This is a genomic window from Ketobacter sp., assembly GCF_003671495.1.
In the GTDB taxonomy this organism is placed as follows: Bacteria; Pseudomonadota; Gammaproteobacteria; order Pseudomonadales; family Ketobacteraceae; genus Ketobacter.
Genome location: NZ_RCHN01000032.1, coordinates 115,528 through 141,302, shown reverse-complemented (window position 1 = coordinate 141,302; position 25,775 = coordinate 115,528). Strand labels below are relative to the sequence as shown.

Annotated in this window: 22 protein-coding genes; 14 read left to right on the top strand and 8 right to left on the bottom strand. The window is 59.2% G+C overall.

Going from position 1 to position 25,775, the window contains the following annotated elements; translation table 11 throughout:
- The first annotated feature begins 1 nt into the window (after position 1).
- The 10 genes from D9N14_RS15665 (at position 2) to hemW (ending at position 9,326) form a co-directional block, all read left to right on the top strand.
- Complete coding sequence (locus D9N14_RS15665) at positions 2 to 562, top strand: YggT family protein (protein WP_290581378.1); 561 nt, start codon at positions 2 to 4, stop codon at positions 560 to 562.
- Positions 563 to 565: 3 nt separating this feature from the next.
- Positions 566 to 859 (top strand): DUF167 domain-containing protein, encoded by a 294-nt coding sequence (locus D9N14_RS15660; protein ID WP_290581376.1) that lies wholly within the window; start codon positions 566 to 568, stop codon positions 857 to 859.
- Positions 860 to 934: 75 nt separating this feature from the next.
- Complete coding sequence (locus D9N14_RS15655) at positions 935 to 2,923, top strand: dynamin family protein (protein WP_290581374.1); 1,989 nt, start codon at positions 935 to 937, stop codon at positions 2,921 to 2,923.
- Positions 2,924 to 3,017: 94 nt separating this feature from the next.
- The gene (locus tag D9N14_RS15650) at positions 3,018 to 4,184 is read left to right on the top strand and encodes a homoserine O-succinyltransferase MetX (protein WP_290581372.1); all 1,167 of its coding nucleotides are present in this window, start codon (positions 3,018 to 3,020) and stop codon (positions 4,182 to 4,184) included.
- A 3-nt stretch (positions 4,185 to 4,187) separates the two neighbouring features.
- A complete protein-coding gene (gene metW, locus D9N14_RS15645) occupies positions 4,188 to 4,778 on the top strand; it encodes a methionine biosynthesis protein MetW (RefSeq protein WP_290581370.1) in 591 nt (196 codons plus the stop codon).
- Positions 4,779 to 4,806: 28 nt separating this feature from the next.
- Positions 4,807 to 5,271, top strand: coding sequence for a DUF4426 domain-containing protein (locus D9N14_RS15640; RefSeq protein ID WP_290581368.1), 465 nt, complete (start codon positions 4,807 to 4,809; stop codon positions 5,269 to 5,271).
- Between the two features lie 141 nt (positions 5,272 to 5,412).
- Complete coding sequence (locus tag D9N14_RS15635) at positions 5,413 to 6,444, top strand: hypothetical protein (protein ID WP_290581366.1); 1,032 nt, start codon at positions 5,413 to 5,415, stop codon at positions 6,442 to 6,444.
- Between the two features lie 31 nt (positions 6,445 to 6,475).
- A complete protein-coding gene (locus D9N14_RS15630) occupies positions 6,476 to 7,507 on the top strand; it encodes a hypothetical protein (RefSeq protein ID WP_290581364.1) in 1,032 nt (343 codons plus the stop codon).
- Positions 7,508 to 7,579: 72 nt separating this feature from the next.
- Positions 7,580 to 8,179, top strand: coding sequence for an XTP/dITP diphosphatase (locus tag D9N14_RS15625; protein ID WP_290581362.1), 600 nt, complete (start codon positions 7,580 to 7,582; stop codon positions 8,177 to 8,179).
- Between the two features lies 1 nt (position 8,180).
- A complete protein-coding gene (hemW, locus tag D9N14_RS15620) occupies positions 8,181 to 9,326 on the top strand; it encodes a radical SAM family heme chaperone HemW (protein ID WP_290581360.1) in 1,146 nt (381 codons plus the stop codon).
- Here hemW and D9N14_RS15615 read toward each other — a convergent pair.
- The 8 genes from D9N14_RS15615 to D9N14_RS15580 form a co-directional block, all read right to left on the bottom strand.
- A complete protein-coding gene (locus D9N14_RS15615) occupies positions 9,310 to 10,185 on the bottom strand; it encodes a methylated-DNA--[protein]-cysteine S-methyltransferase (RefSeq protein WP_290581358.1) in 876 nt (291 codons plus the stop codon). The genes hemW and D9N14_RS15615 overlap by 17 nt on opposite strands.
- 90 nt (positions 10,186 to 10,275) lie before the next feature.
- The gene (locus D9N14_RS15610; RefSeq protein WP_290581356.1) at positions 10,276 to 11,445 is read right to left on the bottom strand and encodes a hydroxymethylglutaryl-CoA reductase; all 1,170 of its coding nucleotides are present in this window, start codon (positions 11,443 to 11,445) and stop codon (positions 10,276 to 10,278) included.
- A 137-nt stretch (positions 11,446 to 11,582) separates the two neighbouring features.
- Positions 11,583 to 13,856, bottom strand: a complete 2,274-nt coding sequence (locus tag D9N14_RS15605) for a CHASE domain-containing protein (protein WP_290581354.1) — start codon at positions 13,854 to 13,856, stop codon at positions 11,583 to 11,585.
- A 65-nt stretch (positions 13,857 to 13,921) separates the two neighbouring features.
- The gene (locus D9N14_RS15600) at positions 13,922 to 16,771 is read right to left on the bottom strand and encodes a hypothetical protein (protein WP_290581352.1); all 2,850 of its coding nucleotides are present in this window, start codon (positions 16,769 to 16,771) and stop codon (positions 13,922 to 13,924) included.
- A gap of 56 nt (positions 16,772 to 16,827) precedes the next feature.
- On the bottom strand, positions 16,828 to 17,535 hold the full coding sequence (gene trmB / locus D9N14_RS15595) for a tRNA (guanosine(46)-N7)-methyltransferase TrmB (RefSeq protein WP_290581349.1): 708 nt from the start codon (positions 17,533 to 17,535) through the stop codon (positions 16,828 to 16,830).
- Positions 17,536 to 17,558: 23 nt separating this feature from the next.
- Positions 17,559 to 18,353, bottom strand: coding sequence for a thiazole synthase (locus tag D9N14_RS15590; protein WP_290581347.1), 795 nt, complete (start codon positions 18,351 to 18,353; stop codon positions 17,559 to 17,561).
- 41 nt (positions 18,354 to 18,394) lie between these two features.
- Positions 18,395 to 18,622 carry a sulfur carrier protein ThiS gene (gene thiS / locus D9N14_RS15585; protein ID WP_290581345.1) on the bottom strand — a complete coding sequence of 76 codons (228 nt, stop codon included), beginning with the start codon at positions 18,620 to 18,622 and terminating at the stop codon, positions 18,395 to 18,397.
- Between the two features lie 87 nt (positions 18,623 to 18,709).
- On the bottom strand, positions 18,710 to 19,081 hold the full coding sequence (locus tag D9N14_RS15580; RefSeq protein ID WP_290581343.1) for a DUF423 domain-containing protein: 372 nt from the start codon (positions 19,079 to 19,081) through the stop codon (positions 18,710 to 18,712).
- Positions 19,082 to 19,253: 172 nt separating this feature from the next.
- Between D9N14_RS15580 and D9N14_RS15575 the strand changes: the two genes are divergently transcribed.
- From D9N14_RS15575 to D9N14_RS15560, 4 genes are all read left to right on the top strand, one after another.
- Positions 19,254 to 20,315: an NADH:ubiquinone reductase (Na(+)-transporting) subunit F gene (locus D9N14_RS15575; RefSeq protein WP_290581341.1), complete on the top strand. Its 1,062-nt coding sequence runs from the start codon at positions 19,254 to 19,256 to the stop codon at positions 20,313 to 20,315.
- 38 nt (positions 20,316 to 20,353) lie between these two features.
- Complete coding sequence (locus tag D9N14_RS15570) at positions 20,354 to 21,553, top strand: alkane 1-monooxygenase (RefSeq protein WP_290581339.1); 1,200 nt, start codon at positions 20,354 to 20,356, stop codon at positions 21,551 to 21,553.
- Positions 21,554 to 21,653: 100 nt separating this feature from the next.
- On the top strand, positions 21,654 to 22,655 hold the full coding sequence (locus tag D9N14_RS15565; protein WP_290581337.1) for an efflux RND transporter periplasmic adaptor subunit: 1,002 nt from the start codon (positions 21,654 to 21,656) through the stop codon (positions 22,653 to 22,655).
- A complete protein-coding gene (locus tag D9N14_RS15560; RefSeq protein ID WP_290581335.1) occupies positions 22,652 to 25,747 on the top strand; it encodes an efflux RND transporter permease subunit in 3,096 nt (1,031 codons plus the stop codon). Before D9N14_RS15565 ends, D9N14_RS15560 begins: the two co-directional genes overlap by 4 nt.
- Positions 25,748 to 25,775 lie beyond the last annotated feature (28 nt).

Below are 25,775 nucleotides of genomic sequence, written 5' to 3'. Positions count from 1 at the left end.
CATGCACGTGAACAACGCCTTTCTTTTTCTGGTGACCACCCTGTTCGATATCTACATATCGATCGTGTTGGCCAGATTCATCCTGCAGATGGTGCGGGCTGATTTCTACAACCCGGTATCCCAGTTCATCGTCAAGGCCACCAACCCCTTGCTGGTACCCCTGCGCAAGGTGGTGCCCGGCTTTGGCGGCCTGGATGTGGCCTCCCTGGTGCTGTTTGTGGGGCTCATCATGGTCAAGCTGGGCCTGTATATCTTCGTGTTTCACGATCCCGGCCAGGTCAATGTGGTGGCGCTGTTCATTTTCTTCCTCAAGTCCATGGCCAACACCATCATCAACTTCTTCCTGTTTGTGATCTTCGTGTCCGCCATCCTGAGCTGGGTGTCGGCGGCCGGGGGCGGCTATAACCCGTTTGCCGACATCCTCAACCAGATTGCCGAACCGGTGCTGGCACCGGCGCGCAAGGTGATTCCCCCCATGGGTGGGTTGGATATCTCCCCCATGCTGGTGATGATCGCCATGATTTTCATCAAGCAACTGTTCGGCCTGTCGGGAATGCCGTAAATTGTGGCAGACTGGTATCGGTGGCAGGGTTTGGACCTGATTCTGGATTGTCGTCTGCAGCCGAAAGCCGCCAGCGATGAGATTGTCGGTGACCATGGCGCGGAGCTGAAGATCCGGATCACCGCGCCACCGGTGGATGGCAAGGCCAATGCCCATCTTACCCGGTTCCTGGCCAAGAGCTTTGGGGTGAGCAAAAGCCAGGTGGTGATTGAAAAAGGCGAACTGGGCCGAAGTAAACGGGTGCGGATACAGTCACCCAAGGAAATCCCTGCTAAGCTGAACATTAGCAAGCCCTGAACGTTCAAGGGTTTACCGTCTGCTCGGCAGCCAAACTGTCAATTTTATGCTGAATTATCATGAGTGAATGACCCGATGGAGTCTGCGCGTCTTTCCAATCAGATGGATGCCTATCTTCAGTGGCGGCAGGAAATCCACCGCGAACTGACGCATTATCGTGGCTGGCTGATTGATCACAATGTGCAGAATCCGGAGCTGGAAGCCAAGCTGGAACAGGCTCTGCAGACCCTCAGGGAAGACCGCATCACCATCGCCTTTGTGGGGGAATTCTCCCGCGGCAAAACCGAGCTCATCAACGCCCTGTTCTTCAGTCACTACGGCACCCGCATCCTGCCATCCGGGGCCGGCCGCACCACCATGTGCCCCACTGAGCTGATGTACGATCACCGGGCCACCGAGAGCTATATCCGCCTGCTGCCCATTGAAACCCGCATGGTGGGGTCCAGCCTGTCCAGTTTTCGCAAGATCCCGGACAAGTGGGTGTTTGTCCCCCTCAACACCGACGACCCCCGCGCCATGAAGAAGACCTTTTCCGAGGTGGCCCAACTCAAATCGGTCACCCCCAATGAAGCCTCCGCCATGGGGTTTCAGATTGATCTTCTGGAAAAAGACAGCGAAAATCCGGAAAAAGTCCGGATTCCTGCCTGGCGCCATGCCATGATCAGCTTTGATCATCCGCTGCTGCGCCAGGGCCTGACCATCATCGACACCCCCGGGCTCAATGCCCTGGGCTGCGAGCCGGAGCTGACCTTCAGCCTGCTGCCGGAAGCCCAGTCCATCCTGTTCCTGCTGTCCGCCTCCTCCGGGGTCAGTGCCACCGACCTGGACATCTGGAACCGTCACATCCGCGACCTGGCGCTGCGGGAATCCACCGGCGTCTACGCCATTCTCAACAAGGTGGACTCAGTCTGGGATGAGCTGGAGGACGACCAGTTCAACAAACGGGTGCTGGGGGATATCCGGGCCCAGTGCGCCCGCCAGCTGGCCATCGCACCGGACGAAATTCTCTGCGTCTCCGCCAAAGAAGGCCTGCTGGCCCAGGTGGAGGGCAATATGGAACGGCTGGACAACAGTTTTCTGCCGGAGCTGGAGGAGCTGCTCTCCAACGACATGATGCGACGCAAGGAGCACCTGATCCAGAAAAGCGTGATCAAGGACATCCACGCCATGCTGCACGGCAGCCGCAAGACCTTGCTGCGGCGCCGGGAATCGGTGCTGGCGGAACTGCGGGTGCTGAAGGCGGAGGAATCCGACCGCCAGTCCCAGCTGGAGAAAATGCTGTCCCAGGCCCGCCACGAGCAGACCTATTACCACAAGAAGCTGATTCTGCTGAAATCCAGCCGCAAGATGATCCTGCGGGAAGGCGGCGCCATGCTGGAGCCGGTCAACAGTGACAAACTCAGCGCCTATCTGAAAGAGGCGGGCAAGGCCCTCACCAGCAGCTGGACCATCGTCGGCATGAACAACGCCATTGACAGTTTCTTCGATAACCTGAAGCGGGACATGACCCAACTGGCGCAACGGCAGGAGAAAATCCAGCCGCTGGTGGCGGATATCTACGCCAAGTATGAGGCGGAACAGGGCATGGCGCCCCTGGACTACCCGCGCTTTTCCCCCAAGGAATACCTGACCCGCCTGGACGACCTGCGCACCAAATCCGGCAGCTTCCGCCGCAACCTGCGCAAGCTGCTGACCGAGCAGAAAGCCACCTCCAAGCGCTTCCTCAGCACCATTGTCAACGAAGGCTCCACCATCTACCGCCTGTATGAGCGGGCCGCCAAATCCTGGCTCAACGACGTGCTGCTGCCCCTGTTCCAGAACGCCCAGGAGCAGAAACACCTGCTGGATGAGCACATTCTCAAGCTGCGCAATCTGGGCAACGCCGAAGACAACGCCGAGCAGCGGATCAGCAACATGGAATCCCTGCTGGAAGACCTGGACGAACAGATTGCCGAGGTGGAAGAAATGGTCAAGGGGCTGCGCAAACCCGCCCCGATCCACCAGAGCCGCAAGGTGATCCCCATGATCACGGCGCAGTTCTCCAATACCACCCGCAGACGCTAGGGCTATCCTCCCCACCCTTTTTCAAGACCCTTTTTAAACCCCCTTTTTCTGATAGACTGCGCTCTTCATTGTTTTCAGCTCAGGAACACGAGGATTGACCACCGCGCTCCAAACACCGGCCAAGCAGACGAAAGGCTCCGTGGGCATTGTCCAGCCCCGGCTGTTTCGTTATGACCACCCGATCACCCTGCAATGTGGCAAAACGCTGCCCCATTACGAGCTGGTGTATGAAACCTATGGCACGCTGAACGCGGCAAAAAGCAACGCCGTACTGGTGTGCCATGCCCTCAGCGGCCACCATCATGCCGCTGGCTTCCACAGTGAAGACGACAAAAAACCCGGCTGGTGGGACGCCTGCATCGGCCCCGGCAAGGCCATCGACACCAACCGCTTTTATGTGGTGAGCCTGAATAACCTGGGGGGCTGTCACGGCAGCACCGGCCCCAATTCCATCAATCCGGACACCCACAAGCCCTATGGCCCGGACTTTCCCATTGTCACCGTGCGCGATTGGGTCAACAGCCAGCACACTCTGATGCAGCACCTGGAGATACCCCATTGGGCCGCCGTAGTGGGGGGCAGCCTGGGGGGCATGCAGGCCATGCAGTGGTCCATCGACTTTCCGGACCTGGTGCGCAACGCCGTGGTGATCGCCGCCGCCCCCAAGCTGTCGGCCCAGAACATCGCCTTCAACGAAGTGGCCCGCAAGGCCATTCTGTCGGACCCGGATTTTCGCGAAGGCCATTACTACGAGCACAACACCTACCCCAAGATCGGCCTGAGCCTGGCCCGTATGCTGGGTCACATCACCTATCTGTCCGATGCCGCCATGCGGGAGAAGTTCGGCCGCGAGCTGCGGGACGGCGCCAAGAGTTTCGACTTCGACGTGGAATTTCAGGTGGAAAGCTACCTCAATTACCAGGGGGAAGTGTTTTCCAAGAATTTCGACGCCAACACCTATCTGCTGATGACCCGGGCCCTGGATTATTTTGACCCGGCGGAAGAATTCGACCACGACCTGCGCATCGCTCTGGCCCAGGCCAAGGCCCATTTCCTGGTGTTGTCCTTCACCACCGACTGGCGCTTTTCACCGGAGCGTTCCCGGGAAATCGTGCAGGCCCTGCTGGCAGCCCGCAAGCAGGTCAGTTATGCCGACATCGAGTGCCCCCAGGGGCATGACTCCTTCCTGTTGGATGTGCCCCGTTATACCAATTTGTTCAAAGCGTATATGAATTCAATCGAACTGGATGGGGAGCACTGAGCCATGCGTCAGGATCTGCAGACCATTCAACAATGGATCCGCCCGGATTGCAGCGTACTGGATCTGGGCTGTGGTGACGGTGCCCTGCTGGCCCACCTGCGGGAAGCGAAAAATGTGTTCGGCTACGGCCTGGAGATCGACCAGGACAAAATCCTTGAATGCATTAAGAAAAACGTCAATGTCATCGAGCAGGACCTGGACGGCGGCCTGGGCAACTTTGAAAACGACAGCTTTGATGTGGTGATCATGACCCAGGCCCTGCAGGCGGTGCATTACCCGGACAAAGTCATTGATGACATGCTGCGGGTGGGTAAAGAGTGCATCATCACCTTCCCCAATTTCGGCTATTGGGGCTGCCGCCTGTACCTGATGACCAAGGGCCGCATGCCGGTCTCCAAACAGTTGCCGTATACTTGGTATAACACCCCCAACATCCATCTGTGTACGTTCAAGGATTTTGAGGCCCTGTGTCATCGCAAGCATCTCAAGATACTGAACCGGACTGTGGTGGACATGCATTTTCGTGATGGTGTGCTGATGCGACTGTTCCCCAATCTGTTCGGTGAAGTGGCGGTTTACCACGTCACCAAATAAGCGGCACAACATCTCGGAGGTCAAGAACATGAACCTGCAACCACGGACCATCAAACGGATTCTGACCCCACTGACAGGGCTCCTCCTATTGTTAGCCGCCACCCTTGCGGCGGCGGAACAACTGGTGGAGAACAAGGACTATGTGGTGCATTACAGCGCCTTCAATTCCACCCATCTCACGCCGGAAGTGGCCAGCCGTTACGGCCTGATGCGCAGCCGGCAGCGGGGCGTGATCAATATTGCGGTACAACGCAAACAACCGGGCGGCACACCCAAAGCGGTAATGGCTCAGTTGGAAGGTTTCACCGGGCAGCGCGGCGGCAGTGAAATCCCCCTGCAGTTTCAGGTGGTGGAGGAAGGGGATGCCATTTACTACCTGGCCGAGTTCCGCATTCATGACGGCGACCGACTGGACTTTGACATCAAGGTCAAACCCACCCCCCAGGTCCCGCCATTGAAAGTCAGCTTCAGTCAGGAATTCTATACAGATTAAACACTTAGTCGCCGGCAAACAGGCGTTGCCGGCGTCCTTTTACAGTTATCAATCTGACCCTACAATTTACTACACTCACTTACATTCCCCTGGGCTACAATCCAGAGTAATAAATATTATAAGCACCGAAAGAGTCTTTTGATGTTACCTAAATATCTGTTTTATCTTGCCTTTGGCACCCTGCTGATCAGTGGCTGCGGACTGGATACCGACGACGATGATGAGGACGAGGAATCATCCTATGTTGAGGTCAGCGTCGAACAGAGCGTTTACCTGCCACTCACCAACGACACCCGATTTTTCTACACCGCCACCGGCGGCACCGTCAGCGGACTGGAAGCCAGGATCACCTATGACGTGGGCATGTCCAACCAGAAAGGCTATCCGGTGCATAAAGTGGCAATTGACGGCGATGAACTGACGCTGGATTTGTATTTCCGCTCCACCACCAACCAGATAGAACTGATTGGTATCGATGGTCCCGTGGACGTGAGCGGCGCGTCCATCGATTACCTGCGTTTCAACACGCCCATCAAGCTGATCGGCAATCGCAGCGATCAAAGCACCAAGGCCACCGCTGCCATTGAAATCAATGGCGGCAGCCTGTCCAACAGCAGCATCACCCTGGACTACGACGTCACCAACAGCAGCAACAGCGCATTCAACAACAGCACCACGTTAAGTGGCGATACCTGGCGCTTCCCGACCCTGAACGCCACCCTTGAAGCGGAAATCACCGTGACCGCCACCGGCTTGAGCATCGACCCTATTCCCATCACGCTGGCGTTTTATTTCACCAAAGGCCTGGGCCTGGTGCAGCACAGCGGCAACCTTACTGAAAACACCAGCCCCGACTATGAAGTGAAATTCGATCATCTGCTGGATCTGCCCAACATCATGGTATTCGACACCAACGGAGACGGGCCCAGCAGCCACTTCACCATGGCCGACAGCGGCGACAACCTATCCTCTGCGGATTTCAGGGTGGTCAATCAGTCGGAATTGAACGCCTTGAGCTGGTTGACCGTCAGTACAGATGCCAACGGCGACTGGCGTGTGATCATCAATCACGACGATAACATGCCCAATGACCTGACCAGTTATCAGGTGTTGTTCGAGAGCAAGCGCAACGACGAGCGCCTGTCTGCCAACATCACCGTCCTGGAACCATGATTCACATTAAAACAATAAGACGAGAAGTATCATGATGCAGTCTATCTTTAATCGTTTCGCAGCCCTGATTATTAGCACGCTGATGCTGACCGCCTGTGGTGGCGGTGGCGGTGGCGGTGGTGGTGGCGGCGATGATGGCAGCTCCGGCGGCGGCAACAGCTACTCCCAACAGTTCAACCCCTACATGCCGTTCACAGAAGACACCGCCATCAATTACGCAGATGGCACCTCCGGCCTGGTGGCTTATGATGCTGCATTGTCCACCAACAGCCGCGACGTGTATTCCGTCACCTATGGTGAAGATGACGGTGCCTTGACCCTGCTATTCGAATCCACACCCAACGCCATCAAGCTGCACGGCATCCGAGGCAATTTTGATGTTTCCATCGTCACCATTACCCAGCTTCTGTTTCAAACGCCCCTGGTGATCAGCGACGACAGCAACGCCAGCTATGCACCCACCATCGCAACGGCCAAAGTTAAATACGGCATTGCCACGATTAATGTCAATGTGGATGTCAGTTACACCAAAGCCGAGTCTGACGCGATCTTTACCGCATATGGGGACGGCAACCTGCCGGTAATCCAGTCGGTACTGAATACCACCATTGATTTCGATGGCAGCGTAGCCGGTAATGCCATCGTGATTCATGAGACTCTTCAGACCACCCTCCAACTGGCCAAGGGCATTGGCATTGTCAGCCACGAAGGTGACTACGCGGGCCTGGAGTTCGATGCCCAGATCAGCTCCCTCACCGACCTGCCGGAACCCATCTGGTTTGAGTACAACGCCGGTGAACCCATCAACGTCACCCCCGACACCACATTCCAGATCACCAGCCAGATGAGCCCGGTGAACGCCCAGGTGTATAAAGTGGCGAACCTGAATGAGCTGAATGCTCTGGGTTGGTTCACTCTGGAAGAGGACAGCGCCAGCAACACTTTCAACGTCAGCCTGCAAAACGATCCTGAGCTGCCCGATACCCTCACCAGCGTGGAAGTGGTGTTCGAGCATCGCTCCAGCGGCGAGCGGATGTCCGGTAACGTTACCCTGCTACCCTGAGCGCTGCATTCTGATCCACCGGGTTGCTGGGGTATACTGGCCCCTCGTTTACCAACCCAGTGGATCTGTTATATGCAAGACATCGTGGTGGCCACCGGCAATCAGGGCAAGCTCCGTGAAATCAACCAGGTTTTAAATCCTTTTGGCCTGCAAGCGCGGGGTCAGGGGGAATTCCAGGTGGAAGAAGTGGAAGAGACCGGGCTGACCTTTGTGGAGAACGCCCTGCTGAAAGCCCGCCATGCCAGCCGGGTGACCGGCAAACCCGCCCTGGCCGATGATTCCGGCCTGGAGGTGGATGCCCTGCTGGGGGCACCGGGCATCTACAGTGCGCGCTACGCCGGTGCCGATGCCAGCGATGCCGCCAACGTGGCAAAGCTGCTGCAGGCACTGCAAGGGCTGCCCCGGGAGCAACGCCAGGCCCGCTTCCAATGTGTGATGGTGTATTTGCGTCACGCCGACGACCCGGTGCCGTTGATCTGCCAGGGTACCTGGGAAGGCTATATCGATGAGCAGGCGTCGGGCAGCAATGGCTTTGGTTATGACCCGGTGTTTGTGGTGCCGACACATCAGTGCACCGCCGCACAATTGCCGCCGGACATCAAAAACCAACTCAGCCATCGGGGCCAGGCACTGCAGCAGTTGATGCAGGCCTTTACCCGCCGGATGGGCTGAAATGGGCCTCGCGCTTTACGTTCACATTCCCTGGTGCGTACGCAAGTGCCCTTACTGCGATTTCAACAGCCACGAAAGCCGCGACATCCCAGAGGCGGACTACATCGCTGCACTCTTGCGGGATTTGGAGCAGGACTTAGAGCAGGATCTGCTACAGCAGCCGTTCTGGGCCCAGGGCCGTGAGATCAGCAGTATTTTTTTCGGCGGCGGCACCCCCAGCCTGTTCAGCGCCGCCAGCTACGATCAGCTGCTGCAAGCCATCCACCAAAAAATTCCCATTGCCCGCCAGGCCGAGATCACCCTGGAGGCCAACCCGGGTACGTTTGAGTATGAGAAGTTCGCCGGTTTTCGCCAGGCGGGCATCAATCGTCTTTCCATTGGTGTGCAGAGTTTTGCGGACGACAAGCTCGCAGCACTGGGACGCATTCACAACCGCGACAACGCCATTCGCGCCATCGCTGCCGCCCATGAGGTTGGCTTTGCAAAGGTGAACGTGGATTTGATGCACGGCCTGCCCCGGCAATCCGTGGCCGATGCCCTGGCAGACCTGCAACAGGCCATTGACCTGCACCCCACGCACCTGTCCTGGTATCAGCTCACCATCGAGCCCAACACCGTATTTTACCGCCGCCCCCCCACCTTGCCGGACGACGACGCCCTGGGGGAGATCGAAGACGCCGGCTGGGCCTTGCTGCAACAACAGGGCTACCAGCGTTACGAAACCAGCGCCTACGCCCAACCCGGTTTTCAATGTAAGCACAACCTGAATTACTGGCGTTTTGGGGATTACCTGGCCCTGGGTGCCGGCGCCCACGGCAAGCTCACCCTGGCAGACGGCCGCGTGCTGCGCTATCAGAAAACCCGCCTGCCCCAGGATTATCTGCATCCGGATAAAGCCTTCACCGCCAAGCAACACGTGGTGGCGCAGCCGGATCTGCCGTTTGAATTTTTCATGAATGCCCTGCGCTTGATGGAGCCCATCACCAAGAGTCTGTTCAGCGAGCGCACCGGCCTTGCCCTCCAAACCGTTGAAAAACCCGTGGCGCACGCGGTCGCCCAGGGGCTACTGGAAGACCACCCGGATCACTGGCGCACCACCGAGCTGGGGCAGCGATTCCTGAACACCCTGCTCAATCTGTTTCACTGATTTCGCTGCGACAGGCTTCCCAGCCGATCATGGCCTGCTTGCGGGTGGGGCCCCAGCGATACTGGCTGAACTCGCCGGTGGCGCGGATCACCCGATGGCAGGGAATCAGGTAGCCGATGTGATTGCGGGCAATGGCACTGGCAACCGCCCTCACCGCCGCAGGTTCCTGAATGGCGTCGGCCACCTGTTGATAGGAGTGCAGGTGGCCCTCAGGGATGCGCAGCAACGCCTCCCACACTTTCAATTGAAATGGGCTGCCTTTCATCAGCAGGTGCAGCCGTTGCGGTGTACCGTGTGAATTCGACTGCAGGCGGCCGAAAATCCGTTCACCGGTAGCCTCTGCCACGTTGTCATCCTGCTGCAACGTCGCCTGCGGCCACTCCGCTGCCAGCTCCGCCTGCAAGCGCTGCCATTCGTTCGGGGTGTCATAAAATCCCAACTTGCAGATGCCCTTTCCGGTTTGCGCCAACAGCGCTTTTCCAAAGGGAGTAGCAATGGCTCCGAAGGTAATCAGCAGCCCCGCACCCTGCTGCCGCACCTCGCCGGGGGTCATGGCCTCGCAGGTCAGCATCAGATCGTGCAGACGGCTGCTGCCGCTCAAACCCAGCCCCAGTGCAGTGTCTTCCACCGATTGCTGTTGCAGGCGCCGCTTGGCCTCCTGCTTGGTGAGGAATTTGAGGAACTGCTTGGGGGAGACACCTACCCATTCCGAAAACAGGCGCTGCAGGTGGGATTCACTCAGCCCCAGCTGGTTGGATAACCGCGCCAGACCGGGCTGCTCCTCCCGGTGGGTGACACAGTATTCGATGGCAGCGGCAATCTGCTGATAGCGGCTGCTGGAGGTTGGGTCTGCGCTCACGGTTTCTCTCGAATGCTGTTCTATGGAATGCTGTAACCTGATGCAGGCCAGTATCCGGTTATCCTGCCGCGAGCGCCACCCGAATCCTGCTCAGGGGCGATTGCGACCATAGGCATCGTGGCTGGACACCCACTCGTCCGCCACAATGGCCGAGGCCAGTGACAGCTCACCGCACAGCACCGTGGCTGCCACGATCTCCGCAAACTTGTAGACACCGCCGTTGCCATAACAACCCAGCACATCCAGGCACTCTTTCTGGGTAGGCAGGCCAGTGCCACCGCCGTAGGTGGCCACCACCAGGGAGGGAATGGTGGTGGAAAAGTAGTAGTCCCCTTCCGGGGTGATCTCGCTGTAATTGAAACCGGCGGAGGATTCTGCCACGTTGGCAACATCCTGGCCGCAGGCGATGAACATGGCGGTGATGCCGTTGGCGTAGTGGGCACCATTGCAGACGGAGCCCGCCATGATGGCCCCCATATTGGAATACTGGCGCTGGCGGAACAGGTCTTCCGGCGTGGTGTGCATGATGTCCTTCACCAGTTGGGCCGGCAGGGTCACCTCCGCCACCGCGCGCTTGCCCCGGGTGTGCAGGCTGTTGACGAAGGAGTGCTTCTTGTCGGTATCGAAGTTGGCCGCCAGGGTGAAGTTCTCCAATCCGGGAATGCCCTGGTCGATCATCCACAGGCAGGCGTGCCGGGTGGCTTTGCTCACCATGTTCTGGCCCGCCGCATCGCCGCAGGTAAAGTTGAAGCGCAGCCAGCGCATCTTGGCCACCGCGTACTGTTCAATGTTGCGCAGTTTGCCGGAGGAGGTGGTCTCTTCCGCCTTGGCCTTGATGGCCCCGAAGTTGTCCTCCACCCAGCGCCCGAAGGCCAGGGCCGCACGGGCATCCTCAAACACGAACACCGGCGCCCGCTGCATGGCGTCGTCGATTACCGTGGTTTTGATGCCGCCGGCCTCCCGGGTCAGGCGCATGCCGCGGCTGTAACTGGCCACCAGGGTGCCCTCGGAGGTGGCCATGGGCACGTAGAATTCACCCTGGGCATGCTCCCCGTTCACCCGCAGGGGGCCCGCAAACCCCAGGGGAATCTGGGCCACACCGGCGAAGTTTTCGATGTTGCCCGGCAATACCCCGGGATCAAAGGAATACGAGCCCACGTGCTCCAGGCTGGCGCCGGTTTCGGTGCTCACCACCTGGCGGCGTTGCTGGGCCATGGCGGCTGTGTAGTCATTGTGTTTGTCGCGGGGCAGCTTCTGCATGGGATGTCCTCGTGTGTCTGAAGGCAGGAAACGGCAATGGCAAGATACTAAGCAGCTTCCGCAGCGAGCGCAAAAACCACCACCGAATAGGCCGAAATTACATCGCGTTTTGGCCTGTAGAGCCGGGTACAACCGCTTCAGTGATCGGGAAACCAGATTTCAAACACCGTACCCTGCTGGGGACGGCTGTTCACTGCGATGGCGCCACCGTGCATTTCCACCAGCTCCTGCACCAGGGACAGCCCCAATCCGCTGCCCAGATACTGGTTGCTGAAGTCGTTGCCCAACTGCTCAAAACGCCGGAACAGCCGTTTCAGGTCTTCTGAGTTAATACCCTTACCGGTATCCTCCACCTGCAGGCAGACCCCCGGTCGGCCTTCCCGTATCTGCCGCCGGTAGCGCAGGGTGATGCCGCCCTGCTCGGTGAATTTCACCGCATTGGAAATCAGATTGATCAGGATCTGGGAGAAACGCATGCGGTCCGCCCACAGGGTGGTGACGTCGCCGCTATCCAACCTGATGCTGAGCTGACGCTCTTCCGCCAGGGGTTGCAGGATATGAATCACATCCTGAGTCACCTCCGCCACCGGCACCTGGCTGCGCTCAATCTGCAGCTTGCCCGCCTCGATTTTGGACAGATCCAGTATGTCGTTGATCAGATTCAACAGGTGGCGCCCGTTCTTCTCGATCAGGCCCAGGGAATCCAGCACCCGATGCTGCCCGCTGCCCTCCAGTTTCTTTTGCGCCCGCACACTGAAGCCGATAATGGAATTCAGCGGTGTGCGCAACTCGTGGGACATACTGGCCAGAAAGTTACTTTTGATGCGGCTGGCGTTTTCGGCCTTTTCCAACGCCAGTTTGAGTTCCACCGTCTGCCGTTGCACCGCGTTCTCCACGGTGGATTTCTGGGTCATCACCATCAGGATCACCATGCCGAACACCGACACCGCCACGAAGCCCGCCACCAGCACCACCCAAACCGAAAATGAACGGGTCCGTTTCAGATACTCCACGCCCGGAGAATAAGTGATCTGCCAGGTACGGCCGCCGAATTCCAGGTGCTGCAGCAAGCGTTTCTGGGTGGGCTCAATCTGATCGTTGAAAAAGGGAATCGGATTGCCGGGATCGGTGTTGTCCACAATGGAGATCGACACCTGTTCCAGATCATCGTGATCGAATGCTGCCTCCAGTAAATCCTTGGCGCGATAGACAGAAGAGATCAAGCCGATCACCTGCTGGCCCCGTCGTACCGGCGCCAGCAACAGGAAAGCATACTGTTGGCCTTGCTCCTGCACCAGGGTAATGGGTTCCGTCGCCACAATGGCCTGACTCTGAATGGCCTGCTGTATGGCCGCCCGCCGGGACGGGTCGGACCCCAGGTCAAAGCCGTGGGCCCGCCGGTTACCGTCCATGGGGGTGATAAAATACACCGGAAAATACTGTTCCCGCGCAGCGGCCGGCATCATGTTCTTGTCCGCACCCAGCTCTTTGAACTGGAACGGCTCAGCCAGCTGTTGCTGCATGTTCTGTTCATAGGCGGCACGTTCTGCGTGGGACACCCGGGGAATCCAGGACAAAGCCTGGGTCCCGGGCACATGCTGGTAGAGCTGCTGCGAATAGCCGCTGAACTGGGCGTAATCAATGTCCTCGAAGGTGGTGAACAGGGCCACCAGGGTATGGGCGATATGGGAAATCCCATCCAACTGCTTGTGGATGGCCCGCTGCATGCCCGCCACATGCTCGTCGAACACCGTGTCCACCCAGCGCTCATGCTGGCCACGAAAATACAGAAAGCTGGCACTGGCCACCAGGACCAGGGAAACATAGAGCGCGATGAAACTGGTCAGCCGGGTGCTGGAGGACCAGGCGGTCTGCCCCTTCACCGCCACGATCAGCGGCGCCAGGCACATGACACCGATGGCATCCCCCACCCACCAATTGATCCAGTTGGCCCCTGCCTCGCGCAAGTCGACAATGCCAAAGCCAAACAGCGTGCTGACCCCGACACTGCAGGACACCAGGCTCGCCACCGGGCCACCCAGCACCGCAAACAGGATCGGGTCGCTGCCGCGAATCCAATGGGGAAAGCCGGTGAAACGCCGCACCAGCCAGTAAGCCAAGGCGGATTGCAGAACAGCACCCAGCGCGATGACGGCCGCCACCACCCAACTGAGGGAGGGCTCACTCAGGGAAGCACCGGAAAAACGGATATTCAGCAGGAACGACGCCAGCCAGATGGCAGGCAGAACCCGGGGGCCCACCACCAGCAACATGAACAGGGCAAAACCGGCCGCCGGCCAGATCGGGCTGGCATAGCCTGGGGGAATGGCGAACCAGCCCGAGGCCACCCCCAACAGCCAATAGCCGGCCAGCGTGGCGACGAAGAGCAGTGGCTCGCGGAAGCGCAACATGTCCTATCCTTGAATCAGCCCCATGGCATGACTAAGGATAGCCCAGTTTCGGGGGCGAGGCCGGTTTAGAAATTGGCACCCAGGCGCAGGTAGAGGGTACTTTCGCCGATTTCGTCATCCAGCCCCCGGGCATAGCCCAGGGTGCTCTCCAGCTTGAACGTGGAGTACCCGATGAGCAGGTCCGGGCGCAACTCCACCCCCACGCCGGTATAGAACTCGTGGCTGTCGCCGCTATCCCAGGCCGCACCGTGGTCCACAAACACATGCACCCCGGCTTTGCCCAACCCCACCGGCAATGAGGTTAAACCGTCGAACCATTCCCCCAGCGGCAGGCGGTATTCCAGGGAATACAGGCGCAGGTTATCCCCCTCCAGTTCCGCCTGGTTATCGGAATAGCCACGCAGGGTGTATCCGGTGCGGCCAAAGCCGATGGAAGCCCCCAGGGTCTGCAACTCATCCAGTTCGTTCCCCAATTGGAAGGACTTGGCGGTGTCGTCTGCCTGCCCCAACACTACCCGTAACGCCAGCACATGATTGTCGAACAGGCTCAGGTACTCTCGCCAATCCAGACTGTAGACGTCGCCGTCGTGATAGCCGTCGCCGAAGGCATTGTAGTGCTCAGCCTGCAGCTTGATGCGACGGCCGTCCTCCACGCTGATGGAATGCAGATAGTATTCGTAGTCGGACCAGTTCAGGGACAGGCCTACAATATTATCCTCATAGGAATCGAACTCCACGTCGTCGATGATGCGTTTCACGTCTTCCTTGCCCATGCCCAGGTCGAATTCGAAACTGCCATCGAAACTGTTGAAAGGTTGTTGCCACACCGCCTGGTAACGGGTTTCCTCGCTCCAGATGCCCGGCGCCCCCGCCTCTTCATCCTGAATTGTGTCCCACTCCCGCTCCGCCAGCAGCGCCAGCCGGTGATAGGCAATATAGGCCAGGCTGCCGCCGAATTTTTCCTTGTCGAAGTAATAGGCCGGCGCCAGCTGCCATTGGTGATAACCGAGCACATCCTGGCCCTGCAGAATAAACTGAATCCAGTTATTGTCGTCGCTGTCCGCATACAGGAACGCAAACCAGGAGGTGGGGGCGATGGTGTGGAGGGGAGAATAATCCTCAATGTCGGTATAGGACTCCACTGAGTAACCCGGCTGATTCACGATGGACTGCAGCGGCGCCCGCTCCTGCCACAGGCCGGCATACTCGCTGCCCCAGGGTTGCAACGCCTGCTCCCGAATACGCCAACCGTCCGGGGAGTATTCCACCACCCGCACCCGCTGCTCATCGGCACTGAGGCTGTAATCCAGAATGGCGGTTTGGGTGCGGGTGACGGTTTGCACCTGGCCGTCCGCCAGCCGCAGCCGGCGCAGGTTCATCAACCCTTCCCGATCGGAAATAAAGTACACCCACTGGCCATCGGCGGAAAAACGGGGGCGCTGTTCCAGATGCGTATTGCGGGTCAGCGGTGTCCAGAGGTTGCGGGCCAGGTCGAGGATTTCCAGATTCCAGCCGCTGCGTTCGCGCCGCACCGCCGCCACCAGTTTGCGATCATCAGGAGACCAGGCGATATGGCCGATCACTTCCCCCTGCCCCAGGGCCGGCAGCATCTGCAGCAGGGTGCCACGATCATCCAGAATGGCAATCTGCGACAAACCCCGGTCGGTGTGCACTGCTGCGATCTGTTGGCCGGAATGGGACCAGGCGATACGGGGGTAACGGCCACACTCAGTGATGCGCTGCCAGCGACCGTTGTCCTGCAGGCGATACAGATCCGCATAGACATCCACGTTGTTGCAGATTGAATGCCGCGACATCAACACACCGGCCTGGGGATGCACATCAAACTGCAGCAACTCCACCACGTCGCTGAGCCTGGTTTCCACGCCCTCCGCCGAAACCTGCTGCAATGACGGATGTTGGCGACCGTCTTCCCGGTAGTAGTAGAGGTTGCCGTCCGCCAGCCAGACCGGATTGCCGTTCACGCGCCCGTCGGCGACGATCTCGTTGTACTCCACCACCGGCAGGCGTGCCATCTGGCGACCGAATTTTGCATCCAGATACGTTTCAAACTGGTCCCACAACGCCTCGGCACTGACACCGAATACCTGCTGGGCGCGGGCCTGCATGCGCCAGGGAATGATGTTGTTGTTCCAATTGCGCAGATACTCGAACGCCTTCTCCTCACCGTACTGCGCCCTCAGGAATTCAAAAAAGTAGTAGCCATATAAATAGACCTGACCGGAAGGCCAGTCCGTGCCCCAATAGCCCTGGTAACTGGTCTGGGAAAAGCTGCGAAACCCCTTCAGATACTCCGCCCGCATCATGGCGTCGTAAAACACGCTCTGGCCACGACCGAAACCTTTTTCCACATCGGTCTCTTCATAAACCGCGATGCCTTCGGAGACCCAGGAGGGGCTGAAGATCTGCGGGAAGGCAAAAAAGAAGCGCCCGAACACGTTGCGCAGAAAAGTCTGTCCACCGGAACTTTGATCCAGGTGCAGGATGTGCACAAATTCGTGGGTGAACACCTGCTCGATCCAGGGACTGTTATCCAGCAGCTCGCCGTCCACCGGTGCATTCATGAAAATGAAAAAGCGGTTGAAGGGCAGCACGCTGGCGCCCCCGTTGGAGCCGTCGTAACTGTCAATGATCACCACTTCAGTGGGTTTGGCCGGCTCCCATTGCAGACGCGGGGTCTGCTTGGCATAGACCGTCTCCGCCACCGCCGCCAGGCGTTGGGCAAAGGCCAGATGCTGATCCCGGTAATTGATGCGGAAGTGCTCGGTCTGCAGGGTTTTCCAGTTCTGGAACGGTTGCGGCATCAACAACGCGCTGTCTTCCGGTATCGAGGCCCGAACCGGCTGGGCCAGGGTGCACGCACAGAGAAGCAGTGCGACAAAAATGCGATGCATTAACATGGTTCCTTTCTTGATGGTGCTCTTCTTATTGTTATGAGCCCCAATGCGGCTCAGTGTGTTTTCACGAATATCAAATCCCAAACCCCATGCCCCAGGCGCTCACCGCGCCGTTCGAACTTGGTACTGGGCCGGTAATCCGGCTTTGGCGCATAGTGGCCTGCACCCGCCGAATTGTCATAACCCTCAGCGGCGGACATCACCTCCATCATGTGTTCAGCATAGGGCTCCCAATCGGTGGCCATATGGAAATAGCCGCCCACTTTCAGTTTGCGCCGGATGTTGGCCGCAAACTCCGCCTGCACGATGCGCCGTTTGTTGTGGCGTTTCTTGTGCCAGGGGTCCGGAAAAAACAATTGCACGCCGTCCAGGCTCTGGTCGGGAATGCAGTGCTGCAACACTTCAATGGCGTCCTCACAGAACACCCGGATGTTGTGCACACCGGCGTGATGGGCATCGTTGATCAGCTTGCCCACACCGGGGCGATGCACCTCCACACCGATGAAGTGTTTCTGCGGCGCCGCCTGGGCCATCTGCAACAGGGACACGCCGTCACCAAAGCCGATTTCCAGGATCACCGGGCCATCGCCACCGAAGACATCAGTATAGTTGATGACGCCCTGCTGCAGATTCAGGCCATAGTCCTGCCACAGGGTGTCCAGGGCGCGGCTCTGACCTTCGGTCATGCGCCCCTGGCGACGCACAAAACTGCGCAGGCGGCGCAGGGGTTGTTCAGTGGCTTGGGTGTTGCGGTCGTTCAATGGGATTACCTGCACTACTGCGATTAGAAAAACGTGCCTTCGATGGGCGAGGACGCACTGGCATAGAGTTTTTTCGGCATGCGCCCGGCCAGGTGCGCCTCACGGCCGGCTTCAATGGCCTTGCGCATGGCCGACGCCATCAGCACCGGGTTGCGGGCCGCGGCGATGGCGGTGTTCATCAACACCCCTTCACAGCCCAGTTCCATGGCCACCGCGGCATCCGAAGCGGTACCCACACCGGCGTCCACAATGATGGGCACCTTGGCGTCTTCCAGAATCATGCGAATGTTATAGGGATTGCGGATGCCCAGGCCACTGCCGATGGGGGCCGCCAAAGGCATCACCGACACACACCCCATCTGCTCCAGCTCCTTGGCGATGATGGGATCGTCCGAGGTGTACACCATCACTTCAAAGCCGTCCTTGATCAGGGTTTCACAGGCGGACAGGGTTTCCACCACGTTGGGGAACAGGGTTTTTTCATCCCCCAGCACCTCCAGCTTCACCAGGTTATGGCCATCCAGCAGCTCCCGCGCCAGGCGGCAGGTCCGCACCGCGTCCTTGGCGTTGTAGCAGCCGGCTGTGTTGGGCAGGATGGTGTAGCGGTCCGGTGGGATCACGTCCAGCAGGTTGGGCTCATCCGGGTTCTGGCCGATGTTGGTGCGGCGCACCGCCACGGTGACGATCTCGGCGCCACTGGCTTCGATGGCCAGGCGGGTTTCCTCCAGATCCTTGTACTTGCCGGTACCCACCAACAGGCGGGATCGGAATTCGCGTTGTCCAACTTTGAGCGGGGTGTCTGTGAAGGTCTGAGTCATGATGGGCCTGATTCCTTGAATGGGTGACAGCGGGGGGCGGCTCAGCCGCCGCCGATGGCATGCACAATTTCCAATACATCACCGGCCTGCAGCCGGGTGCTGGCGTGGGCGGCTTTGGGCACGATCTCCAGATTGCATTCCACGGCCACCCGGCGCCCGGCCAGGTCCATGGACGCCACCAGATCGGCCACCGTAGAACCGGCCGCCACCTGTTGCGCGTCACCATTGACGGTGACAGTGATCGTGTCTGTGATGGTAGGTTGTGTCATGGCTAATTCGTTTATAAAACGTCCATTTTCAGCTGGCTGACTATTGTGTTGAATTGATGACAGCCCGTAAAGGCTTGCGCCAATATTTTACATGGATCTGATCACAGACCAGGCAATCCAAACCCAGCCCACAATGAAGGCGGTACCCCCCAGCGGGGTGATCGCCCCCAGCCAGCGCAGCCCGGTAAACGCCATCAGGTAAAGGGAGCCGGAGAACAGGAGGATGCCCCACAGCAACAGCCAGCTGCCCCATTTGAAGCCCGCCGCCTGGGGGAAGTGAAAGGCCAGCAACCCCACCAACAGCAATCCCAGGGCGTGGTAGAGGTGGTATTCCACACCGGTCTGGTACGCCGCCAGCAGGTTGGGCTCGATTTTCCCCTTCAAACCATGGGCACCAAAGGCCCCCAGAATCACCCCCAGGGCCATGGCGAACAGTCCTATCACAATGAAAATTTTCATGTTTTCCCCCAACGCTGTGGTACATGTGCCGCCATTTTACCCGCGGAACCCGCCGCGGTTACAAAAATTTCCCCGTGACCCGGTGGCCACCGCTTGCAGTTCGAAGGGAGATTGGCTATCTTTCAGTTGGATTGTAGGACAATCTAACAATTATTAGAAATCAGGAAATGCCATGTTCGGTTTATTCAAAGCCTCGCAGCCCAAGCTGCTCCACATCGAGGGCACCCCCACGCCGCTGCCCGTGGGCGACAAGGAAACCATCCTCAATGCGGCCCTGCGACAGGGTATACGCTTTCCTCACAGCTGTCGCGTGGGGGGATGCGCCACCTGCAAGTGCCGGCTGACCCGGGGCAAGGTGAAGGAACTCACCGAAGCGGCCTATGTGCTGTCCGCTGAGGAGCTGGACCAGGGCTACATCCTGGCCTGCCAGTCCGTGCCCAGGGGCGAGGTCCACATCGCCCTGGACCAGCCACCGGTCCAGGCTCCGGACCCGATCCGCTGCTGGGGGACGGTGGTGGCCCAGCAGGCCCTGACCCACGACATTACTGCCCTGGACATCGAGCTGGAGCCGGAATCCAACCAGGCCCTGCACTACGCCGCCGGCCAATACGCACGGCTGTCGGTACCGGGGCACATCGACACACCCCGCAGTTATTCCTTCGCCACCCCGGCCACCGCCTCAGGTCAACGCCGGGTGCGCTTTTTTATCCGCCAGGTGCCCGGTGGCGAGATGTCCAGCTGGGCCCAGGGCCCGGTACTGGCATCCCGGGTACGGCTGGAGGGCCCCTATGGCGACTTTTATCTGCGGGAGAGCCCTGCCCAGCCCATCCTCTGCATCGCAGGGGGCAGCGGGCTGGCGCCCATCAAAGCCCTGCTGGAGGACGCCCTGGCCCACCGCAACCCGCGCCCGGTCACCTTTTTGTTCGGTGCCCGCAGCCAACAGGATCTGTATTGCCTGGCGGAGCTGCAACAACTGCAGGAACAGTGGGCGGGGGACTTCCGGTTTATCCCGGTGTTGTCGGAAGAGCCCGCCGCTTCCGACTGGAACGGCGCCCGCGGCCTGGTGACGGATCACCTGGAGCAATATTGCGATCCCCGGAGTCAGGCCTATCTGTGCGGCCCCCCGGCCATGCTGGATGCCGCTGAACATAAGCTGCAGCAACTGGGTATTCCCCCACAGCAATGTTTCAGCGACAAGTTTCTGGATCAATCCAGCCAGGCAAACGCCCAATAACATACAACAAGCCCCATCAAGCTCATAAGGACACTGCCATGTTCCACTATCTCAAATTTTTTCTGTTTCACGGCATCGGCCTGTTGTCGGCCCTGTTTCTCACCCTGGGTGGAGACTGGATGACCTACGGTTTCCTCGCCATCTTCTGTGGCTATGTGTTACTGGATGCCGTGCTCGGTGACGACATCAGCGTGCCCGATTACGCCCGCCCGGAAATCCTCACCTGGCAACTGTGGCTGGCGTTGCCACTACTGGCCTTCATCCTGTTCACCTTTTTATGGCAGGTGAGCGGACTGTGGCAAACCGCTGCAGTGGACCCGTTGGGCTACGGTGCCCTCATCCAGCAACTGAGTGGCTATGACATGCTGGCGGCCCGAGACAGCAACAGCGGCTGGAACCTGTTCTGGGGTGTGATCCTGACCGGCCTGATGATCGGCATGGTGGGCACCATCACCGGCCATGAGTTGACCCACCGCACCTGGGACCCGATCTCCATGTGGGTGGGGCGCTGGCTGCTGGCGTTCAGTTTCGACAGCAACTTCGCCATCGAACATGTCTATGGTCACCATCGTTACGTCAGCACAACCGAAGACCCTGCCACCGCACCCCGGGGTCGCAACGTTTACGCCCACATTGTGATTTCCACCCTGCGTGGCAACCTCAGTGCCTGGCGCATCGAACAGGCGCGCCTGCAGAAAAAACGCCAGCGCCTGTTCTCCCTCCACAATGTTGCCATCCGCGGTTACCTGATGAGTGCCACCATCCTGCTGGCATCGTATTGGGTTGCCGGTTGGGCCGGTGTGCTGTTTTTCAGCGCCGCCGGGGTGTGGGGCAAGGCGTTACTGGAAATCGTGAACTACATGGAACACTACGGCATGGTGCGCAACCCAGAAACACCGGTGCAGCCACGCCACTCCTGGAACACCAACAAGCGCTTCAGTTCCTGGTCCATGTTCAATCTCACCCGGCACTCCCATCATCACGCCCAGGGAGAGGTGCCCTATCATGAACTGCAACCCTATCGGGACGCACCCATGATGATCAACGGCTACCTTACCACCATCGCCATTGCCTTGGTTCCCCCCCTGTGGCACAAATTGATGACGCCCAAGGTACTGGATTGGGACGCCCGCTATGCCAGTGCCGAAGAACGCAGGATGGCAACCGCTGCCAATCAAAAAAGCGGCCTTAAATCCCTGCAGGCCATTCGCTACGATGAGGACGCTCACACCGCCTGATTTATGACAGATTAATTACCGCAGGCGCTGGTCTTGCGCGTTGCATTGTCCTAGGCCTATCGCTATGCTGCCTGTTCATTTTTTGATGATTCAGGCTGCCATGACCACTGCAACGCGCGCTTTCTGTCTGCTGTTTTTGACCCTGGGCATGGGCCTGGGGCACGCTGTTTTTGCTGCCGACAACAAGCGCGCTATCACCCTGGCCCAGATTGCCGAGCATCCCGCACGCCAGGCACCCGCCACCGCCGTCAGCCTCAACCACACCACCTTGAGTGCCCAACTGCAGGCCACCGTCACGGCGATTCCGGTGGGCGTCAGCCAACAGGTGAAAAAGGGCGAGACACTGCTGCAACTGGATTGCACCGATTTCAATCTGGCCCTGCAACTGGCGGAAGCCGGTATTACCATCGCCAAGGCGCGCCTGGACCTGGCCAAAACCCAACAGGATCGCGCCGCGCAATTGATGCAGAAAGATTTAACCTCCCGCGAAAGCCTGGACACCGCCAACGCCGAAGCCATCGCCCGGCAGGCAGAACAACTGCAGGCCCGCATCAACCTGCAACGAGCACAACTGGATGTGAAACGCTGCCAGATCAAAGCCCCCTTCGACGGCATCATCACCCAACGCATCGCCAGCGTCGGGCAGCTGGCCGCAGTCGGCACCCCCCTGATCACCATTGTGGATACCCGGCAACTGGAACTGTCCGCCCTGATCAAGCCGCACGAGGTCTCGCAACTGCAACAAGCGGCGTTAGCGTTCGTTGCCGACCAGTCCTATCCGGTGACCCTGCTGCGCAGCGGCGGCATTGTGAATACGGAAACCCGCGATCAGGAGATCCGATTGGCGTTCCGTGATCAGGCGCCGCCACCGGGCACGGCGGGCAAACTGGTGTGGACCGATCCACGCAGCTTTGTTCCCGCCCAGTATGTGGTGAAACGGGAGGGTCAATGGGGTGTGTTCATCAAACAGGAAGGCAAGGCGCGCTTCATTGCCCTGCCCAACGCCATCCCTGGCCGCAGTGCACCCCTGGAGCTGGCAGAGGATACGCTCATCGTGGTGAAAGGCCTGGGCCCACTGAATTCAGGTGACCCCTTACCGTGAAGCTGCTGCGGCGTTTTCTCGAAAATCACGTCCTGGCCAACCTGACGTTTGGCCTGGTGATCATCCTCGGCATCCTGGCTTATCAGGATATGCCCCGCGCCCGCGATCCGGAGATCAATTTCAACTGGATCGACATCACCACCGCCCTGCCCGGTGCCTCGTCCATTGATGTGGAAAAACGCATCACCGATCCCATCGAAGACACCATCAGCAGCACGGTACGGGATCTGCGTTTTGTCACCAGCACCAGTCGGGAGGGCGTGTCCTCGATTCTGGTGCGCTTCAATCAGCTGAGCAAAACCGAGTTCCGCGAACGGGTGGCGGATCTGCGGCGGGAAGTGCAGAACGTCTACACCGATCTACTGCCGGACGAAGCCCTTGATCCCCAGATCCGCGAAATCACCACCTCCTCCGGTTTCCCCACCGCCAGTCTGGTGCTCACCGCGCAGTCCCCCGACGAAACCTTTCGCCGCTATGCCGCCAATCTGAAACTGGCCCTGGAACGACAGCCGGGGGTGGACGAAGTGCTGAAGATGGGCAGTGAGGACCCGGAACTGCACATCGCCTTCTATCCGGAAAAATTACTGGGCCTGGCCATCAACCCCAACGACCTGGCGGCCACCGTGCGCGCCTATTTCAGCGATGTGGCCATCGGCGACCTGAATACCGCCAGCGGCCGCTGGCTGGTGCGGCTGGAAGGCACCAGCAGCTCCCTCAATGAACTGGAAGCCTTCCCGGTGGTGACCGCGCAGGGAGTGGTGCCCCTGGGCAGCCTGGCGGAGATCTATCGCAGCAGCGCCGAGCCATCCATTCTTGCCCACTTCCAGGGCCGGCCCGCCATCATGTTCAACATCACCAAACAGGAGCAGGCCAATACACTGCAGCTGCTGGACAACCTCAACCGCTTCATCGAGCGGGAGCAGGATGTGGTGATCCCGCAGGGTTACCACCTGGAACTGGTGGACGACCAGACCATCAGCACCCGGGATGCCATCCGCACCATGCAATGGAACGCCGGCATCGGTCTCAGCCTGGTGATCCTGGTGGTGTTTGTGTTTCTCGGGGGCCGCATCGCCCTGCTCACCGGCATCGGCATTCCCTTCACCCTGGCGGCCACGTTTTTCATTCTGCAGGCCATGGACATGAGCCTGAATAACACCGTGCTATTGGGAGTGGTGATCGCCCTGGGCATGCTGGTGGACGATGCTGTAGTGGTGGTGGAAACCATTTATTACCGCCTGCAACAGGGTTACTCGGCCATGGATGCCGCCATCGAGGCGCTGCAGGAAGTGGCCGCGCCGGTGTTCACTTCCGTACTCACCACCATCGCTGCGTTTCTGCCATTGATGTTGCTGCCCGGTTTTATGGGGGATTTCCTGCGGGTGATTCCCCTGGTGGTGTGTATCGCCCTGGCGGTGAGCCTGCTGGAAGCGTTCTGGATGCTCCCCGCCCACGTATCCGCCATTCGCGTGAACTTTGATAAAGAATCCGCGCTGCAACGCAAACGCCAGCACTTTTCCCGCAACATCCGCCACTATTACAGCCTGCTGTTGATCCGGGTCATGCGCCATCCCATACGCTCTTTGCTGGGCATTCTGGGCGTCGCGGTGCTGGCCGGACTGCTGCTGGCCAGCGGGGTCATCCAGGTGAATTTTTTTGCCGCCGATCCCTATCGGGTGCTGTACATCAACGCGGAATCCCCGGCCCGTTACACCATCCATGAGTCCATGGACGTGGCCGAACAACTGGAGCAAAAAGCCCTGGCGGTGCTGGAGCCGGAGGAAGTGCGAGCCAGCGTGGCCTACAGCGGCATCATGTTCACCCAGACTGAACCCTATTTCGGCGAGAACTACAGCCAGGCCTTCATCAGCCTTAACCCCATTCGCGGTGATATGCGCGATACCTACAGTCTGATTGCCGCCGTGGAAGCTGCGGTGGGGGAGCAGCTGGGGGAATCCAAAGTCTCGGTGCTGGTGCTGGAGGACGGCCCGCCGGTGGGGCAACCCATCAGCGTCAAAGTGCGCGGGGACCGCTTTGAAGACATTCAGGACGTGGTGGACAAGATCTCTGCCCACCTGCAGGCGGACCCACGCTTCAAAAACATCAACACGGATTTCAAAACCGGCAGTCCGCAATTAAAACTGACCCTGGACGGCGACGCCATCCAGCGGGCCGGCATTGCGCCCCAGGTGGTGACCAGTGCCCTGCAAAGCCGGGTGGACGGCCTGTTAATCGGTCGCTACCAAAGCTTCGGTGAGGAAGTGGACATCCGCCTGCTGGCCCGTACCGATGGCGACGACAATCTGGACAATCTGTTGAGCACCACACTCACCACCGCCAACGGCGGCACGGTGCGCCTCAGCACCCTGTTGCAGGCGGAATACGGTTCCGGCTACCAGAACATTCGTCACTACAATTTCAAGCGCTCCATCACCATCAACGGCGACATCGATGAAAGCCAACTGGATGTGGTGGCAGCCAACGACCTGATCCGGGAGTATTGGGATACCATTCGCGGCCAGCATCCCGGCGTCGACCTGGACTTCTCCGGCGTGCTCGATGATATCGAGGAAAACCTCAGCGGCATCATCAATCTGTTTGTCATGGGGCTGTGCCTGATTTATCTGATTCTGGGCACCCAGTTCAAAAGCTATCTGCAACCGCTGATGATTCTGGTCTCGGTGCCCCTGGCCTTCATTGGCGTGGTGTTCGGCCTGGTGCTCACCAACAACCCGTTGAGTTTCACCTCCATGTACGGCGTGGTCGCTCTGTCGGGGATCTCGGTGAATTCCGCCATTGTGCTGATGTCCGCCGCCAACAGCCGCCTGCAAATGGGCATGAGCCCCCTGCACGCCACCATCTACGCCGGCCGCCGCCGGGTGGTGCCGATTCTGATCACCTCCACCACCACCATCGCCGGGCTGTTTTCCCTGGCGGTGGGGGTGGGTGGCAAATCCCTGCTGTGGGGTCCCATCGCCGCCACCATCGTCAGTGGCCTGCTGTTTTCCACAGTACTGGTGCTGGTGGTGATTCCATTGATCTATTACGCGTCGGTGCGCAAACGCACCGCCGGAGGCGTAGCGAATCGTTAAAGGGCGCTGAGGAGTGACGTGTTTGAGA